At 59.9% G+C, this 17,670-nt stretch carries 14 protein-coding genes and 2 pseudogenes; 5 read left to right on the forward strand and 11 right to left on the reverse strand.

All coding sequences use genetic code 11. The features are described from left to right. Positions 1-128: 128 nt before the first annotated feature. Together HXX25_RS05365 and HXX25_RS05370 are read left to right on the forward strand one after the other, a co-directional pair. Complete coding sequence (locus HXX25_RS05365; protein WP_187167473.1) at positions 129-1,781, forward strand: long-chain-fatty-acid--CoA ligase; 1,653 nt, start codon at positions 129-131, stop codon at positions 1,779-1,781. A gap of 232 nt (positions 1,782-2,013) precedes the next feature. Then, positions 2,014-2,196 (forward strand): superinfection immunity protein, encoded by a 183-nt coding sequence (locus HXX25_RS05370; protein ID WP_187167474.1) that lies wholly within the window; start codon positions 2,014-2,016, stop codon positions 2,194-2,196. Here the strand turns inward: HXX25_RS05370 and HXX25_RS05375 are convergent, their stop codons facing one another. The 5 genes from HXX25_RS05375 to HXX25_RS05395 form a co-directional block, all read right to left on the reverse strand. Beyond that, on the reverse strand, positions 2,197-2,817 hold the full coding sequence (locus HXX25_RS05375) for a nitroreductase family protein (protein WP_187167755.1): 621 nt from the start codon (positions 2,815-2,817) through the stop codon (positions 2,197-2,199). 47 nt (positions 2,818-2,864) lie between these two features. Continuing rightward, complete coding sequence (gene tdh / locus HXX25_RS05380) at positions 2,865-3,902, reverse strand: L-threonine 3-dehydrogenase (RefSeq protein ID WP_187167475.1); 1,038 nt, start codon at positions 3,900-3,902, stop codon at positions 2,865-2,867. Continuing rightward, positions 3,874-4,608, reverse strand: a complete 735-nt coding sequence (locus HXX25_RS05385) for a hypothetical protein (protein WP_187167476.1) — start codon at positions 4,606-4,608, stop codon at positions 3,874-3,876. The genes tdh and HXX25_RS05385 overlap by 29 nt, the downstream gene beginning before the upstream one ends. Positions 4,609-4,869: 261 nt before the next feature. Further along, positions 4,870-6,069 (reverse strand): hypothetical protein, encoded by a 1,200-nt coding sequence (locus tag HXX25_RS05390; protein ID WP_187167477.1) that lies wholly within the window; start codon positions 6,067-6,069, stop codon positions 4,870-4,872. Positions 6,070-6,278: 209 nt separating this feature from the next. Then, entirely contained in the window at positions 6,279-7,481 is a 1,203-nt protein-coding gene (locus HXX25_RS05395; protein ID WP_187167478.1) for a glycine C-acetyltransferase, read from the reverse strand. Between the two features lie 190 nt (positions 7,482-7,671). Between HXX25_RS05395 and HXX25_RS05400 the strand changes: the two genes are divergently transcribed. From HXX25_RS05400 to HXX25_RS05410, 3 genes are read left to right on the forward strand one after another with little or no spacing between them, the layout of a single operon-like run. Continuing rightward, positions 7,672-9,477 carry an FAD-dependent oxidoreductase gene (locus tag HXX25_RS05400; RefSeq protein WP_187167756.1) on the forward strand — a complete coding sequence of 602 codons (1,806 nt, stop codon included), beginning with the start codon at positions 7,672-7,674 and terminating at the stop codon, positions 9,475-9,477. After that, positions 9,474-11,309: a 2-oxoacid:acceptor oxidoreductase subunit alpha gene (locus tag HXX25_RS05405; protein WP_187167479.1), complete on the forward strand. Its 1,836-nt coding sequence runs from the start codon at positions 9,474-9,476 to the stop codon at positions 11,307-11,309. The genes HXX25_RS05400 and HXX25_RS05405 overlap by 4 nt, the downstream gene beginning before the upstream one ends. A 3-nt stretch (positions 11,310-11,312) precedes the next feature. Further along, complete coding sequence (locus HXX25_RS05410; RefSeq protein WP_187167480.1) at positions 11,313-12,362, forward strand: 2-oxoacid:ferredoxin oxidoreductase subunit beta; 1,050 nt, start codon at positions 11,313-11,315, stop codon at positions 12,360-12,362. 104 nt (positions 12,363-12,466) lie between these two features. Here HXX25_RS05410 and HXX25_RS14250 read toward each other — a convergent pair. The 6 genes and pseudogenes from HXX25_RS14250 to hutI form a co-directional block, all read right to left on the reverse strand. Next, positions 12,467-13,146: pseudogene (locus HXX25_RS14250) on the reverse strand (hypothetical protein). Then, entirely contained in the window at positions 13,125-13,754 is a 630-nt protein-coding gene (locus tag HXX25_RS13500) for a hypothetical protein (protein WP_370543757.1), read from the reverse strand. The pseudogene HXX25_RS14250 and the gene HXX25_RS13500 overlap by 22 nt, the downstream one beginning before the upstream one ends. A gap of 24 nt (positions 13,755-13,778) precedes the next feature. Continuing rightward, a pseudogene (locus HXX25_RS13505) lies at positions 13,779-14,130 on the reverse strand (urocanate hydratase); the annotation flags it as partial. Next, complete coding sequence (gene hutG, locus HXX25_RS05420; protein ID WP_187167481.1) at positions 14,130-14,936, reverse strand: N-formylglutamate deformylase; 807 nt, start codon at positions 14,934-14,936, stop codon at positions 14,130-14,132. The pseudogene HXX25_RS13505 and the gene hutG, both read right to left, overlap by 1 nt. Beyond that, entirely contained in the window at positions 14,936-16,459 is a 1,524-nt protein-coding gene (hutH, locus tag HXX25_RS05425; protein WP_187167757.1) for a histidine ammonia-lyase, read from the reverse strand. The genes hutG and hutH overlap by 1 nt, the downstream gene beginning before the upstream one ends. After that, positions 16,450-17,652 carry an imidazolonepropionase gene (gene hutI, locus HXX25_RS05430; RefSeq protein WP_187167482.1) on the reverse strand — a complete coding sequence of 401 codons (1,203 nt, stop codon included), beginning with the start codon at positions 17,650-17,652 and terminating at the stop codon, positions 16,450-16,452. The genes hutH and hutI overlap by 10 nt, the downstream gene beginning before the upstream one ends. Between the last annotated feature and the right edge of the window lie 18 nt (positions 17,653-17,670).

The raw sequence follows: 17,670 nt of genomic DNA on the forward strand, positions 1-17,670 counted from the left end.
TACTCCTTGTCTGGGAACGCCTGTAATCGTTTTCGAAAAATCACGCAAAGACGTTGCGCTGTGGGCCCAATAAAGGCTTCAATGGGGCAAGCCTGACAACAGGCATTATTGACCGGGGAGAATATGACATGCTGCTGAAGGGCGAAATGATGGATGCCCCCCTGATGATTTCAGGGATTTTGAAACATGCCGACAATTGCCATGGCGATCAGGAGATCGTCAGCCGTTTGCCGGAAGACCTGTCGACACACCGCTACGGGTATTCGGATGCGCACAAACGTACCCGTCAGCTCGCCAATGCGCTGACCAGAAAGCTGGGCATCAAGGAATCAGATCGGGTGTCCACAATTGCCTGGAACACACACCGGCATTTCGAACTGTACTACGGTGTCTCCGGTATCGGCGCCGTCATTCACACCGTCAATCCGCGGCTCGACCCCGCCCAGATCATCTGGATCCTGAACCACGCGCAGTCCAGGGCCGTTTTCTTTGACAAGACATTCGCGCCCCTGATCGATGGCATCGCCAAGCATTGCAAGACGGTGAAGCACTGGGTGCTGATGGCGGATTCCTCGCACCTGAAAGACGTGCAGACCAAAGGCATCGCCTATGAAGACCTGATCGACGACCACAAGCCGGATTATGACTGGCCCGAGTTCGACGAATATGCCGCAGCGGGGCTTTGCTACACCTCCGGCACCACCGGCGATCCCAAGGGCGTCCTTTATTCACACCGCTCCACCTTGCTTCATGCCATGGCTTGCAGCGCAGCCGATGTGATCGGTGTGGGCGCACGCGGCGTCATGTTGCCGGTCGTGCCCATGTTCCACGTCAATGCCTGGGGAATCCCCTACGCTTCACCCATGGGCGGCGCCAAGCTCGTCATGCCGGGACCGCGCCTGGATGGCGCCGGCCTGCATGAAATGATCGAGGAAGAGAAGGTCAACTACGTCGCCGGCGTACCCACGGTTTGGCTCGGCCTGCTGCAATATCTGCGTGAAAACGACAAGCGGATCGATTCTGTCGAACGCGTCCTGATCGGCGGTTCCGCCCTGCCGGAAGCCCTCCTTCGCGCCTTCGAGGACAATTACGGCGTCACCATGCAACAGGGCTGGGGCATGACGGAGATGAGCCCACTGGGCACGGTCAACGTTCCGCTCGCCAAGCATGAAGATCTCAGCAAGGACGAAATGGTCAGGCTGAAGCTGAAACAGGGCCGCCTCGTCTATGGCGTGGAGATGCGCATCGTCGATGATGAAGGCACCGAACTGCCCTGGGATGGCAAATCCTCCGGCCATGTGCATGTGCGCGGGCCCTGGATCGCCTCCGGCTATTTCCGCGGTGCGGGCGCGGAAGCCTTTACCGATGATGGCTGGATGAAGACCGGCGATGTCGCCTACATGGACTCCGACGGCTACATGACGATCACCGACCGATCCAAGGACGTCATCAAGACCGGTGGTGAGTGGATTTCCTCCATCGATCTGGAAAACGAAGCCATGGGCCATCCCGATGTCGCCATGGCGGCGGTCATCGGCAAGTATCATCCGAAATGGCAGGAGCGTCCGCTGCTCATTGTCCAGCTCCAGGCCGGTGCCGAGCCGAATGCAGACTCCATTCTGGAATATCTGCGCGGCAAGGTGCCCAAGCTCTGGGTGCCGGACGGCGTCGAATTCATCGACGAAATGCCCATTGGCGCAACAGGCAAGATCCTGAAGACCAAGCTGCGGGATATCTATCGGGACTACCAATTTCCGGGAACCGAAGGCATGGAGCCTTAGGCATTTAACAGCTCGCACGCGCGCTCTTTCTCCCCCTGCTTGCGGGGGGAGTGTCGCGCAGCGACGAGGGGGGCCTGCCCCCTCCACCACTTCGTGGTCCCCCTCCCCCGTGAACGGGGGAGGAAACCGCGATGGCACGGGACAGCACATCACACAATCCCCCTCGCAGGCTCTTGCACTGCCCGCGAAACGGACTTACATTTTTATCGAAATTCGATAAGGAGCAAGTTCGATGGAAATTGCCATTCCCGGCATCGTCCTATTCTTCATCCCCAGCCTGATTGCGCTGGCACGAGGCCATCACAACACGTTCGCGATCTTCCTGACCAACTTCCTTCTGGGATGGACCGTGATTGGCTGGATCATCGCCCTGATCTGGTCGACGACCGCTGGCGAGCGCCGCGTCCGGTCCTGATCAGTCGATGAAGTCGCAGATGTCCGACAGCGACTTCTTGATCAGGGCATGTTCCGGCACGGTCGCGCCTTCCGCCGGATAACCCGCCACGATCAGCATGTAGGGCTTCTCGTCCTTCGGTCGCCCGCACAGCTCTGACATGAAGGTCATCGGGTTCGGCGTGTGGGTCAGCGTCACCAGACCTGCCCGATGTAGCGAAGTCAGCAGCATGCCGCAGGCAATGCCGACGCTCTCATTCACATAATAATTCTTGCGGTTTTCGCCGACGGTCACGCCGCCTCGGCGTTGCGCAAAGACGCAGATGATCCAGGGCGCAACCTCGATATAGGGCTTGTGATCGTCGGTCCCGAGCGGCTCCAGCGCCTCCAGCCATTCCGCGCTCGCCTTGCTTTCATAGAAGGCCTTTTCCTCGGCCTCGGCGGCCGCCCGCAATTTCGACCGCAAGCCCCCCTTGCCGATCACCGTGAAATGCCAGGGCTGGTGGTTCGCTCCCGACGGCGCCGTGCCGGCCGCCAGAATGGCATGCTCGATGATCTCGCGCGGCACATCCCGCCCGGAAAATTCGCGCACCGTGCGGCGCTTGCGAATGTCCTCGTAGAAGGCTTTGGCCTCCGCGGTCATTGCGTCGAGCGGTTTTTCGGTGAAATCGAGAGGGTGGCGGTTGGCCGTCACGCACGTCCCCAATCCAGCACCACCTTGCCGGACTGGCCGGAGCGCATGGCGTCAAACCCGGCCTGGAAATCATCGACCGGCAGGCGATGCGTGATCACACCCGACACATCGAGCCCGGATTGCAGCATGGCCAGCATTTTATACCAGGTCTCGAACATCTCCCGGCCATAAACGCCTTTGACGGTGATCGCCTTCAGGACCAGCTTGCCGAAATCCACCTCTATAGGCTTTGACGGCAGGCCGAGCATGGCAATTTTTCCACCCATCACCATAGTATCCAGCATCTGGCCAAAGGCCTGCGGCGCGCCCGACATTTCCAGCCCGACATCAAAACCTTCGCGCATTTTCAGGGATGCCATCACATCTTTCAGATCCTGCTTGGCGACATCCACCGGCGTCAGATGCGGCACAACCTTTTCCGCCAGCGCCAGCCGGTCCGGATTGATATCGGTCAGCACGACATGCCGCGCACCCACATGGCGAGCAATGGCGGCGGCCATGATACCAATCGGTCCCGCTCCGGTGACCAGAACATCCTCGCCGATCATGTCGAATTGCAGGGCGGTGTGCACGGCATTGCCTAGCGGATCGAGGATGGCCCCGATCTCGTCCGGCACATCATCCGGCAGCGGCACCACATTGAAGGCCGGCAATTTCATGTATTCCGCAAACGCGCCGGGAATATTGACGCCCACGCCCTTGGTATCCGGGTCGAGGTGAAATTTGCCCGCCCGCGCCGCGCGCGAACTGGCCCCGACGACATGGCCTTCGCCGGACACGCGCTGGCCGACAGAGACACGCGTCACGTCCGAGCCAATAGCCTCGATCACGCCGGAATATTCATGGCCGACCACCATGGGCGTCGGCACGTTCTGCTGTGCCCACTCATCCCAATTATAGATGTGGATGTCCGTGCCGCAGATCGCCGTTTTCCGGATCTTGATCAACACATCATCCGGTCCGATTTCGGGCAAGACGGCATCCTCGATCATCCAGATTCCGGTTTCAGGTTTCGACTTGGCGAGGGCTTTCATTTTCGGGCTCCGTCCGGCGGAAAGACTGAACGAGGAAATAAACTGCCAGCACCGGAATGGCGAGGAAGAAAACTGCAATCGCCTGCGCCATGAACTCGATCGCGGGGCCGGTAGAGTTGATCAGCGCGGCATAGAGGGTTGCAAGCACGGGAAGGAAGACCAGGCCGCCCAGAATTCGTTGCCTTGACGCAATCAGAAACAACGAAGCAAGGCCAATCATCAGGGCGATAAAGCTCCATTTGATCCAGGCATGCAAAGCAACCGAACTGGAAAGTGTATCAAACGTCGCGTGCAAGGCGACGGGATCGGAGAGGACCGCAGACAGCGCGCGGTCGATTGCAGAATTCTCGCGAAGATCACTTTGGATGACCGAGACGGTCAGTACCACCCATCCAATCAAGAGTGTGACGTGCAGCAGCTTTTGGCCTGAAAATCGCTTCATCACCCTGATCATGATTGAGCCGACAAAGCAGGCCAACAATCCTCCATACGCCCACGGGAAGTACTGATCGATATATTGCACGACAAAGATATGCCGCCGCATATCCTCGTTTTCGAGTCCACGGACAAATTCCAGATCTTCGGCATCTCGCGGAAATTCCATCGCGAGGATGGGCGTCTCGAACCCATTGGGCAGCGTGAATTGATCCGGCAAGGGCACGGACCGGATTTCCAGCGCCAGCCACACCGTCAGCCCGGCAAACACCAGCGTCAGAACCAGCAATCCACGTTGAATCCAGATCATGAAAGGCCTCCCCGTCTGACAAGGCTAGACCGCATTCACCGGAATGAGAAGCCGGATGATATTGGAGCGCGCGGCAAACAACGCCCACACCCTGTCATCCTCCGGCTTGACCTCCCCCGTCATCCTCCGGCCAGACCGGAGGATCTCGATCAAATGCACCGCCCGCTGCCACGAGGTGCTCCGGTCAAGCCGGAGCAAATCGCGGATTTGGGTTTTCTGGAACTATCCCTCAGCGGCACTGACCGGCGGGAAGATGCGCGCCAGCGGGCCCTCGCCCGGGATCGGCAGCAAAAGAAGACGGCGCACCGGATTCCAGGCCGCGCCGAGCAGAACCACAATCCCGCCCAACGTCAGCAGCGTGATCGCCACCACGGCCGGAGCCTCCAGCCCGGAGCCATTGACGATGACGCCGATGGAAATGCCCGCCGTCAGAAGACCGGACACGATCAGCGCCCGGCGATTGATCAACAGCGAGACCAGCGCAAACAGGGCAATCACGACGAGGGCAACGACGGCCAATTGCATGGCATTCGCGCTATCAGACGCCATCGCCGCCAGCAGATTTATCCGCTCAGGATCAACGAAATCAGCCTCCTCCAGCGTCCAGCCGATCTGAACGACATTCAGCACGGAGGTCAGCAGGATGGGCGCGGCAAAGAAGTGCAGCCAGAATGCCGTACCTGACAGGCGGGTCTGTCGCTCCGGGTCGCGGGCATCGAAGATGATCCCGGCCAGCAGAAGCGCACCACCCACCGCCACATTCACCGCAGGCGACCAGATGCCGACTGTATAGGGATCAATCGTGAACAGGGTCAGAGCAGCCAGCGTCACCAGCCCGACCCCCAGCAATCCGCCGGCAAAGGGAAGGCGGAAGCTGAAATAATACATCGCGACCGGCAGCAATGCGGCCAGCCCGGCAATGATCGGCAATATCCGGAGCGCCACGGGAATGTTGGCCAGAACATAATCGACAGCCTCACGGCCGAACTCCATGTCCTCCGGCGCATTGGCAAAGCGGGTCTCGAAATAGGCTTCGTTGAGCCCGAGGCCCTGCGTCACCATTTGTCCATAGGCCCAGACCAGCACGATGGTCACCGAAACGCTGAACGCGCCGCAGAGGACGATACCCGGCAGGATGCGGCGTTGCTGTCCGACCAGAAGCGCCGACAGGAACCAGACGATGACGGCAATGCCGCCAATCAGCCCCATCAGCGCCATCTGCCAGCGCAGACTGCCCTCTTCCAGGCCCATGCCCGACATCACCTGTCCGGCCCCGATGCCGAGCCCGCCCAGCAGGATCAGCACGCCGATCGTCGTGAAAATGTCGTGGAAATTGTTCAGAAAGGGCAGCATCTCGTCAGATGGACGTGCGCTGCTCGCGGACGGCGATTTCACCGCCAGTTCAGTGGATACTTCAGACATCAAAACCTCCTCGGCAAAGCCCTTGCCGTCTTGATGCCCCCCGGCTGTAATATGGATGCAAATTCGCTTCCCGGGCGAAATCTGCTTCGCGATTGGTACCGGATTATGGCGAAGGCGTCATCTGCTGTCTAACTCTGCGTCATCCTCCGACTTATTCGGAGGATCTCATCAGATCATCCGGACAAGCCGGATCATGACGCGGGGTGAGGCTAGATCACTCCCAATTCCTTCCCCACCTTCGTGAACGCCGCAATCGCGCGGTCGATCTGCTCCGGCGTATGCGCCGCACTCATCTGGGTGCGGATGCGCGCCTTGCCCTTGGGCACGACCGGATAGAAGAATCCGATCACATAGACGCCCTCCTCCATCAGCCGGTTGGCCATTTTCTGGCTCAGCGCCGCATCGCCCAGCATCACCGGAATAATCGGGTGCTCCCCCGGCAGCAGGTCGAAGCCCGCCTCGGTCATCCCCTTGCGGAAGCGTTTGGCATTCTCGAACAGGCGGGCGCGCAGATCATCGCCATCAGCCACCATTTCCAGTGCCTTCAGAGACGCCCCGGCAATGGATGGGGCTAGCGAATTCGAAAACAGATAGGGCCGCGAACGCTGGCGCAGGAGCGCGATCACTTCCTTGCGGGCCGCCGTAAATCCCCCCATCGCGCCGCCCAGCGCCTTGCCGAGCGTGCCGGTGATGATATCGACCCGGCCCATTACGCCACAATGCTCCGGCGTGCCCCGTCCCTTGGCACCCATGAAGCCGTGCGCATGGCAGTCATCGACCATGACCAGCGCGCCATATTTTTCGGCGAGGTCACAAATGCCTTTCAGATTGGCGATATAGCCATCCATGGAAAAAACGCCGTCCGTGACGATCAGCTTGTGGCGAGCCCCGGCCGCATCCGCCGCTTTCAGCTGGGTCTCCAGATCATCCATGTCGGAATTGGCATAGCGGAAGCGCTTGGCCTTACAGAGCCGCACGCCATCAATGATGGAGGCATGGTTCAGCGCATCGGAAATGATCGCGTCTTCCGCTTCCAGAAGCGGCTCGAACACGCCGCCATTGGCATCAAAGGCCGCCGCATAGAGGATGGCATCTTCCTGGCCGGTAAAGTCGGCGATCGCTTTTTCCAGCTCGCGGTGCACCGTCTGGGTGCCGCATATGAAGCGCACCGACGCAACGCCGAAGCCGTATTCGTCGAGCGCGTCCTTGGCCGCGTCGATCAGCTCCGGCCGATTCGCCAAGCCCAGATAGTTATTGGCGCAGAAATTGATGACATGATCCGTCTGACCGTCATGTTGCACATCGATTTCGGAGAATTGCTGCGACGCGATCACCCGCTCGCGCTTGAACAGGCCCTCGGCCTCGATTTCGTTCAGCGTTTCGCGGATATGCTTAAAAAAGGCGTCGGACATGTCGGTCTCCATCAGGGTTCGCGCGACACATAGCCGGATGCCCGCCGCGGTTCAATCTTTCCGCCACCGACAAAGGTTCTGAATTTCTGCCGGTTTTCCTTGGCAGTGCCGATAATCTGGTTTTAGCTGCGTACAGTATTTCGCCGGGAGGGATCAGGGCGCGTTATTCGCCTTGAAAAATTGCATGGCCATGAAGCCAACGGATACCAGTAATCCGGAATATTTCCATAAGGTCGTCGATTGTCAGCATGCGTGTCCGGCCCATACGCCGGTGCCGGATTATATCCGGCTGATCGCGCAAGGCCGCTATACCGATGCCTACATGATGAACCGGCGGTCGAATGTCTTTCCGGGCATTCTCGGCCGGGTCTGCGACCGCCCCTGCGAACCGGCCTGTCGCCGCACCCGCGTCGAGGACGAACCGGTGGCCATCTGCCGCCTGAAGCGGGTTGCTGCCGACCATCGCGACGAGGTCAAACACCTCATGCCCGATGTCATGCCGTCCAATGGCAAGAAAATCGCGCTCATCGGCGCCGGCCCGGCCTCGCTGACGGTCGCCAACGATCTTGCACCACTGGGATATGATTGCACGATATTCGAAGGGCTGAAAAAGCCCGGCGGACTGATGATCTCCAACATCCCCTCCTTCCGCCTGCCAGAAAAAGTGCTGGATGACGAGATCGGCTACATCCTCGACATGGGCGTCAAGCTGAAGACCGGTCACCGGATCGAGTCGATGAAAGCCCTGCTGGGCGAAGACTATGACGCCGTCTTCGTCGGTTCCGGCGCTCCCAAGGGCAAGGATCTGAACCTTCCAGGCCGCGAGGACGCCGCTGACAATATCCATATCGGCATTGAATGGCTGGAATCGGTGGCCTTCGATCATATCGAGGAGATCGGCAAGAAGGTGCTGATCATCGGCGTCGGCAATACCGCCATGGATTGCTGCCGCACCTCGCTGCGCCTCGGCGCGGACAGTGTGAAGGTCATGGCCCGCAAGCCGCGTCAATTCTTCAAGGCCTCCCCCTGGGAGCTGAAAGACGCCGAGCACGAGAATATCGAGATCATCGTCAATCATTCGCCCAAGGCCTTCGTCACCGAAAACGGCAAGCTGACCGGCATGACATTCGAGGTCATGGAATATGATGTCGATGACAAGGGAAACATCACCGACACCCGCAAGACCGGCGAAGTCACCCTCCCTTGCGATGATGTCATTCTCGCCATCGGTCAGGACAATGCCTTCCCGTGGATCGAGCGTGACATCGGCATGGAGTTCGACAAGTGGGAAACCCCGGTCGTCGACAAGACCACGTTTGAATCCACCCGAAAGGGGGTCTTCTTTGGCGGCGATGCGGCTTTTGGTCCTCTGAATATCATCTGGGCCGTCGAACATGGCCATCAGGCGGCGATCTCGATCCACAAGCATTGCATGGGCGAGGACGTGAATGACCGTCTGCCGCGCGGCCTCAATCTGGAAACCGCCAAGATGGGGCCGAATGAATGGTCCTACTCCAATGATTATGACCCGGATGCGCGCAGCGACATGCCGGAAGTCGATCTCGTTGAACGGTTCAAGACGCTGGATATCGAGGTCGAGCTGGGCTTCACGCCCGAACAGATCAAGACAGAAGTCGAGCGTTGCCTCAATTGCGATCTGCAGACCGTGTTTTCGGCACCCGCCTGCACGGAATGCGATGCCTGTATAGATATCTGCCCGGTCAATTGCCTGACGATTACCGCCAATGGCGAAGAAGCCGATCTGCGCACCCGCCTTTCGGCCCCGGCCAACAATCTCGATCAGGCGCTTTACGTCTCCGAAAGCCTGCCGAACACGGCCCGCGTCATGGTGAAGGATGAAGACCTTTGCCTGCATTGCGGTCTGTGTGCCGAGCGTTGCCCGACCGCCGCCTGGGACATGCAGAAATCCACCATCTTCCTGCCGCATGCCGATGACGAGCTTGCCGCAAGTGCCAGCCGGAGAGCGGCCGAATGAATGTTCAGACCCAACCCGATGCCGCCGGTTCAACCGAAGTGAAGGTCAACGACTTTGTCATCAAGATTGGCAATGTGAACGGCACCGGATCGGCGTCCGCGAACGGCCTGTTGATGAAATCCATCTTCCGCATGGGCGTGCCCGTCGTCGGCAAGAATCTGTTCCCGTCAAATATTCAGGGCCTGCCGACCTGGTATGAAATCCGGGTCTCGAAAGACGGCTGGACGGCACGTTCCGGAAATGTCGACCTGATGGTCGCCATGAATCTGGAAAGTTACGAGCAGGATCTCAAGACCGTCTCTCCCGGCGGGGCCCTTCTCTATGATTCGACGTGGCCACGACCGAAACTGCATGGCCGCGAGGACATCACCGTCATTGGTGTGCCGCTGGCAAAGATGACGAATACCGAATTCGCCAATGCCCGCACGCGGGTTCTGATGAAGAACATGGCCTATGTCGGCGCGGTCGCCGCCCTGACCGGCATTGATATGGATGTCATCCAGTCACTGGTGGAAGACACTTTCAAGGCCAAGCCCAAGCTGATCGAGCCCAATATGAAGGCGCTCATGCTGGGCCATGACTATATCACTCAGAATTATGACGCTCTGCCCCTGCGGGTGGAGCCGATGGACGAGACGAAAGACTGCATCCTGATCGAGGGCAATGATGCCGCCGCGCTGGGCTGCGTCTATGCCGGCGCGACATTCGGAGCCTGGTATCCGATCACGCCCTCCACCTCGCTGATGGACGGCTTCAAGAACCATTGCCAGAAGCTGCGGGTCGATCCCGAAACCGGCAAGAACAATTATTGCATCATCCAGGCCGAGGACGAGCTGTCCGCCATCGGCATGGTCATCGGGGCGAACTGGAATGGTGCCCGTTCCTTCACGCCGACCTCCGGGCCCGGCATTTCCCTGATGAGTGAGTTCATCGGCTTTGCCTATTATGCCGAAGTGCCCGCCGTTCTGTTTGATATCCAGCGCGTCGGCCCGTCGACCGGCATGCCGACGCGGACACAGCAGGGCGATATCCTGCTCGCCGCCTATGCCAGCCACGGCGATACCAAGCATATCGTGCTCTTTCCCGCCGACCCGAAGGAGTGCTTCGAGCTCTCCGTCGATGCCTTCGATGCGGCCGAGCGCTATCAGACGCCCGTCTTCGTCCTCTCCGATCTCGATATCGGCATGAATGAGTGGATGGTGCCGCGTTTTGACTGGGATGACAGCCGCCAGCCGGATCGCGGCAAGGTGCTCAATGCGGCAGACCTCGAAAATATCGAGAAATTCCATCGCTATTTCGATTACGATGGCGACGGCATTCCCTATCGTACCATTCCGGGCGAACACCCCAAGGGGGCCTTCTTCACCCGGGGTTCCGGCCATAACAAATTCGGCGGCTATACCGAAGATTCCGCCGCCTATCAGGAAGTCCTCGACCGAATTCTGCAAAAGTGGAAAAACGCCGCCGATCATCTGCCCGGCCCGGTCATCCAGAAGGCGACCGAGCCTACCAAACGCGCCATCCTCACCGTTGGTGGCTGCGATGCCGCCGTCCGCGAAGCTATTGCCCGCATGGCAGAAGAGGGCCTGCATTTCGATTATCTGCGCGTAAAGGCCTTCCCTTTCCATTCGGATATCGAGGCCTTTATCGCCGAGCACGACACGGTTTTCGTGGTTGAACAGAATCGCGACGGTCAGCTCCGCCAGCTTCTCATCAACGAGACGGCGGCAGAAAAGAAGCAACTCATCCCCATTCTCGATTATTCCGGCATGCCGGCCGATACCGGCCTGATTGCGCGCATGATCACCAGCCATTGTCAGGCGGAGTCGTAAACCATGACCTCGATCAAGAAACCGCTCGTCGACAAGCATCTGCGCAAGAACAAACAGGGCCTGACCCAGCGTGATTATGAAGGTGTGGCGTCTACGCTTTGCGCCGGTTGCGGCCATGACTCCATCACCGCCGCCTTTGTGCGCGCCTTCCACGAGCTCGATCTGGAGCCGCACCGCGCCGCCAAGATTTCCGGTATTGGCTGTTCATCCAAGACCACCGCTTACTTCCTGGGCCAGTCGAGCGGGATCAACACGGTGCATGGCCGCATGCCGTCGGTGGCCACCGGTGCCGCTGCGGTCAATCCCGACCTGCACTATATCGGCGTGTCCGGCGATGGAGATTCTCTCTCCATTGGCTTGGGGCAGTTTGCGCACGCCATTCGCCGCAATCTCAACATGCTCTATGTGATCGAGAATAATGGTGTCTACGGGCTCACCAAGGGCCAGTTCTCGGCCTCAGCGGATATCGGCACCCGCGCCAAATATGGAGAAGTCAACGAACAGACCCCGATTGATCCGGTGCGCCTCGCCCTCACCCTGGGTGCCAGCTTTGTGGCGCGCAGCTTCTCCGGCGACAAGGAACAGCTCGTGCCGCTGATCAAGGCCGGCCTCATGCATCGCGGCTTTGCGGTGATTGATGTTGTCAGCCCGTGCGTGACCTTCAATGACCACGCCGGCTCCACAAAGTCTTATGCCCATACCTATAAATACTATCACCCGGTCATCCACGCCGATTTCGTGCCGGAAGCCACCGAAATCACAGCGGACTATGCCGAGGGCGAGGCCATAACCATCCCCATGCACAATGGCGGCGATGTGGTCCTGCGCAAAACCGACAAGAGCCACGATCCGCGCGACCGCGATGCGGCCTTTGATCTGCTTAAAAACCTCGAAGGATCAGAAATCCCGACTGGCCTCATCTATATCGATGAAAGCCGCCCCGACATGGGCGAGATGAACCACATTCCTGACACACCGCTGAATGCGATAGACCATTCAAAGCTTTGCCCGGGATCGGCCAAGCTCAAAGAGCTTATGGACGGGTATAGTTAGCAGCCTTTTCCAATGCTATCGCCGCGTCCCTCGGACTTGATCCGAGGGTCCATCTCACTTGATTGATGGATACCCGGATCAAGCCCGGGCACCCCGGTTAGTGACTAGATCGACGGCAAATCCAGCCCCTGCTCTTTCGCGCAATCCTTGGCGATGTCATATCCCGCATCGGCATGGCGCATGACGCCGGTACCGGGATCATTCCACAGCACGCGTGCAATCCGCTTCGCCGCTTCCGGTGTGCCGTCGGCAGCAGATCACCACGCCCGAATGCTGCGAGAATAGCCCATGCCCACACCGCCGCCGTGATGCAGCGACACCCAGTCGCGCCCGACGCCGTGTTGACCAGCGCGTTCAGCGGCGGCCAGTCGCGACCGCGTCCGAGCCATCCTTCATCGCCTCGGTCTCCCGATTGGGGAGGCGACCGAGCCCGGATCCAGATGATCGCGGCCGATCACGACCGGCGCAGACAATTCGCCTGACGCCACCATCTCGTTGAAGGCCAGACCCGAGCTTGCCGGTCCCCCAGACCGACCCAGCAAATCCGCGCCGGCAGACCCTGAAACGCAATGCGTTCGCGTGCCATATCCAGCCAGTTGTGCAGGTGCTTGTCGTCCGGGATCAGCTCCTTCACCTTCGCGTCGGTCTTGTAGATATCCTCGGGATCGCCTGACAGCGCCGCCCAGCGGAAGGGACCCACACCCCGGCAGAAGAGCGGGCGGATATAGGCCGGCACAAAACCCGGAAAATCAAATGCATGTGTTACACCAACATCCATCGCCATTTGACGGATATTATTACCATAATCCAGTGTCGGCACCCCGCATGGAAAGCCAGCATCGCGGCTTGCACCTGCTCGGCCATCGACAATTTGGCTGCTTTTGAAACACCATCCGGATCGGTTTCGCGCTTGCTCTCCCACTCCTCCAGCGTCCATCCGGCCGGCAGATATCCATTGACCGGATCGTGCGCACTGGTCTGGTCGGTGACCACGTCCGGGCGGATACCGCGCTTCACCATTTCCGGGAAAATCTCGGCTGCATTGCCCAGCAGGCCAACGGATACCGCACGGCCTTCCTTGTGGGCGGTCTCGATGATTTCAATCGCCTCGTCCAGCGTATCGGCGCGCTTATCCAGATAGCGGGTGCGCAGACGCATCTCGATCCGCGACGGCTGGCATTCCACGGCCAGCATGGACGCGCCGGCCATCGTCGCGGCCAGCGGCTGGGCCCCGCCCATACCGCCCAAACCACCGGTCAAAATCCATTTGCCCTTCAGATCGCCACCGAAATGCTGACGCCCAACCTCGGCAAAAGTTTCGTATGTGCCCTGAACGATGCCCTGGCTGCCGATATAGATCCATGATCCGGCCGTCATCTGGCCGTACATCATCAGACCCTTCTTATCGAGCTCGCGGAAATGCTCCCACGTCGCCCAGGCCGGCACCAGGTTGGAGTTGGCGATGAGCACACGCGGCGCATCCGCATGGGTCTTGAACACGCCCACTGGCTTGCCCGATTGCACCAGCAGCGTCTCGTCATCTTCCATGCGCTTCAGCTCTCGACGATGCGGTCGAAAGCTCCGCCAGTCGCGCCGCCCGGCCGATGCCGCCATAGACGACCAGCTCTTCGGGTTTTTCCGCGACATCCGGGTCGAGATTATTCATCAGCATCCGCAAGGGCGCTTCGGTCAGCCAGGACTTCGCATCCAGCTCCGGGCCGGTTTTCGCGCGGATGATACGGGCATTATCGAGGCGGCTTGAGGACATCAGTCATGCTCCCAGTGCAGGTTTTCGGCGGCTGCGACGGCAGCAGTCAGGATATCTTTCAGGAGGTCTTGAAGTCTGGCCGCAGCGGCGTCGTCATAGGTCAGACTCGCCTCGTCCATATAGGCACGCTGGGCCAGCTCCATTTGCAAGGCGTGCAGATTGTGGCGCGGCAGGCCGAAAGTGCGCGTGATCCAGCCGCCCTTGAACCGGCCATTCGCGACGGTTTCATAATCGTCCTGATCCAGCATCACCTGCATGACCGCACGGGCGATCGCGGTATCGCAGGTCTCGCCATCATTCGTGCCCAGGTTCAACACCGGCAATTCGCCCGCGAACAGCCGCGGCACGTTCGAGGCAATGGAATGGGCATCATACAGGACCGCATAGCCATGGACGGCACGGATGCGGGCAATCTGTTCGCTCAATTCCTGATGATAGGGGTCAAAGTATTCCGCCCGGCGATTTTCGATTTCAGCCTCGTCCGGCGCATCGCCCTCATAAACCGGTCCGCCGTCAAACAATTCAGTGGGCACCAGCCCGGTCGTGGCCTGTCCGGGGTAAAGCGATTGCCCGGACGGGTCGCGGTTCAGGTCGATCACCATGCGCGACACATTCGCTTTCAGGATCGTCGCATCCATGTCGGCGGCAAACGCGTAAAGCCGGTCCACGAACCAGTCCGTATCCGGCAGGGTGCGCGCCTTCTGCGTCATCCGCGCCAGAATATCCTCCGGCACATGTGTTCCGGCATGCGGGATATTGATGATCAGCGGGCTTTGCCCGGCGCGCAGGTCAAACAGCGCGGTCATCACACCACTCCCGGAAGTTCGCAAAGGCCGGCCAGCGCGCCCTGCCCGATCATTTCGGTGGCGCGCGCAATATCCGGCGCAAAGAAGCGGTCATCTTCCAGCATGGGAATTTCGGCCCGCAGCTTGCCTTTGGCGGTTTCCAGCAAGGCTGAAGAGGTCATCGGCGCATGAAAGTCCATACCCTGCGCCGCCGTCAGCCATTCCAGCGCGATGATCGCGTCCAGATTGGCCGTCATATCCATCAGACGGCGCGCACCATGCGCGGCCATGGAAACATGATCTTCCTGATTGGCGGAGGTCGGGATTGAATCCACGCTGCACGGCGTTGCGCGTTGCTTGTTCTCGCTGACCAGCGCTGCAGCCGTTACCTGCGGAATCATGAAGCCGGAATTGAGCCCCGGTGCCGGCGACAGGAAAGCGGGCAGGCCGGAGAGGTTCGGATCCACCAGCATGGCCTGACGCCGTTCGGACATCGACCCGATCTCGCAAATCGCCAATGCAATCATGTCGGCGGCAAAAGCCACCGGTTCGGCATGAAAATTCCCGCCGGAGATCACATCCGGACCATCCGGGAAGATCAACGGATTATCCGTGACCGCATTGGCCTCGGTCGACAACGTCGCCGAAGCCTGACGCAAGACATTCAGGCAAGCGCCCATCACCTGAGGCTGACAGCGCAGGCAATACGGGTCCTGTACCTTGGAACAATTGATGTGGGACTCATTGATCTGACTTCCCGCCAGCAACGCCCGATACGCCGCCGCCGCATCAATCTGACCCTGGTGACCCCGGCAATCATGGATGCGGGCATCAAAAGGCGACATTGAGCCCTGAGCGGCATCCACACTCATCGCGCCGGTGATCAGAGCGGATTTGAACGCCTGCTCGGCATCAAACAGGCCCGCGAGCGCGTAAGCAGTTGAAAACTGTGTGCCGTTCAGCAGCGCCAGCCCTTCCTTGGGGCCGAGTTCGAGCGGCGAAAGCCCGATTTTCGCTAGCCCGTCCGCCGCAGACACCGTCTGATCGCCGACCCGAACGTCGCCGACGCCGATCAGAGCAGCTGCCAGCTGCGAAAGCGGGGCAAGGTCACCCGATGCCCCCACAGAGCCCTGAGACGGGATGACAGGCGTCAGATCGGCTTTCAGCATGGTTTCGAGGGCGACGATGACCTTCCAACGCACGCCGGACACACCGCGACCGAGCGACGACATCTTCAGCGCCATCATCAGCCGGACGATCTTGGCAGGCATGGGAGAGCCAACGCCCGCAGCATGCGACAGGACCAGTCGTTTTTGAAGCTCGGCCAGCTCGTCATTGGCGATGCGGCTCTGCGCGAGTTTCCCGAAGCCGGTGTTCACGCCATAAACGGCCCGGCCAGAAGCCAGCAATTCCTGAACTGCCGCCGCGCCGCGCGTTACATCGCCCTTGCAGCCCGGATCCAGGCTGACACCTGCCCCACGATAGATTGAGCGCCAGTCAGAAAGCGCCATCGCGCCCGGCCGCAGCGTCACCGTCATGCCCAGTCCCCGGATAGAATACGCCCGTGAAGCGGACGCGCGCCGATCCATTGGATCAATTGCGCCAGATTGTCGACATCCCAGACGGCCAGATCGCATCTCTTGCCGACCTCGATCGTGCCGATCTCGTTTTGCAGTCCCAGAGCGCGTGCGCCCTCTCGCGTAATGCCCGCCAGCGCTTCCTCCACCGTCATGCCGAAGAGCGTGCACCCCATATTGGCAATGGTCAGCAGCGAAAGGACAGGTGAAGAACCTGGATTGGCATCCGTCGCCAGTGCCATGGGAACGCCCGCCTTTCGCAGCGCGTCCATGGGCGGCTTCTGGGTCTCGCCCAGCATGTAGAAGGCTCCGGGCAACAACACGGCAACCGTTCCGGCTTTGGCCATCGCGGCAACACCGTCGCCGGATGTATACTCCAGATGGTCTGCGCTCAGGGCACCGAATTCGGCTGCGAGCGCGGCACCGTTTGAATCGCTGAACTGGTCCGCATGCAGTTTGATTTGCAGACCCGCTTCGCGAGCCGCCTCGAAAACGCGCCGTGTTTGTTCCGGTGTAAAGGCAATCTTTTCGCAATAGGCATCAACGGCATCCGCAAGTCCCTCGCGCGCCGCTTCGCGGATCAATGGCAGACAAATCTCATCGATGTAGTCGTCGGCCCGTCCGGCATATTCCGGCGGGATGGCGTGGGCGGCCAGCAGCGTCGACTGAACCCTGAGCCCAGTCACCAGACCCAGACTTCTTATGGCCTTCAGCATATTCAGTTCTGACATGAAGTTCAGGCCATAACCCGTTTTAATTTCTACGGTTCCAAGGCCTTCCTGAATCAGCGCATCGAGCCGGGGAAGCGTCGCGGCCGCAAGGTCTGTCGCGCTTGAACAACGCACAGCCTCGACGGTCGCGACAATGCCACCACCCGATTTTGCGATGGCCTCATAGCTTTCCCCGTTCAGCCGGCGCTCAAATTCTCCTGAACGGTCGCCTGCAAAAACGAGATGGGTGTGACAATCAACCAGGGCAGGCGTCACCCATCGACCGTCAAGATCGGTTGTGTCGTCGCAGTCAGGCGCATCGCTCGACCGCCCGACCCATACAATGCGACCGTCGCGTACGGCGATCGCGCCGTCCTCCAGCGCGCCATAGGGCGCATCCCCGGCCATCGTCGCCAGCCTGGCATTCGTGAAAGTGCGATCAACGCGCATGCGCTCTCCCCAACTCGT

The sequence above is a fragment of the Hyphobacterium sp. CCMP332 genome, from assembly GCF_014323565.1.
In the GTDB taxonomy this organism is placed as follows: Bacteria; Pseudomonadota; Alphaproteobacteria; order Caulobacterales; family Maricaulaceae; genus Hyphobacterium.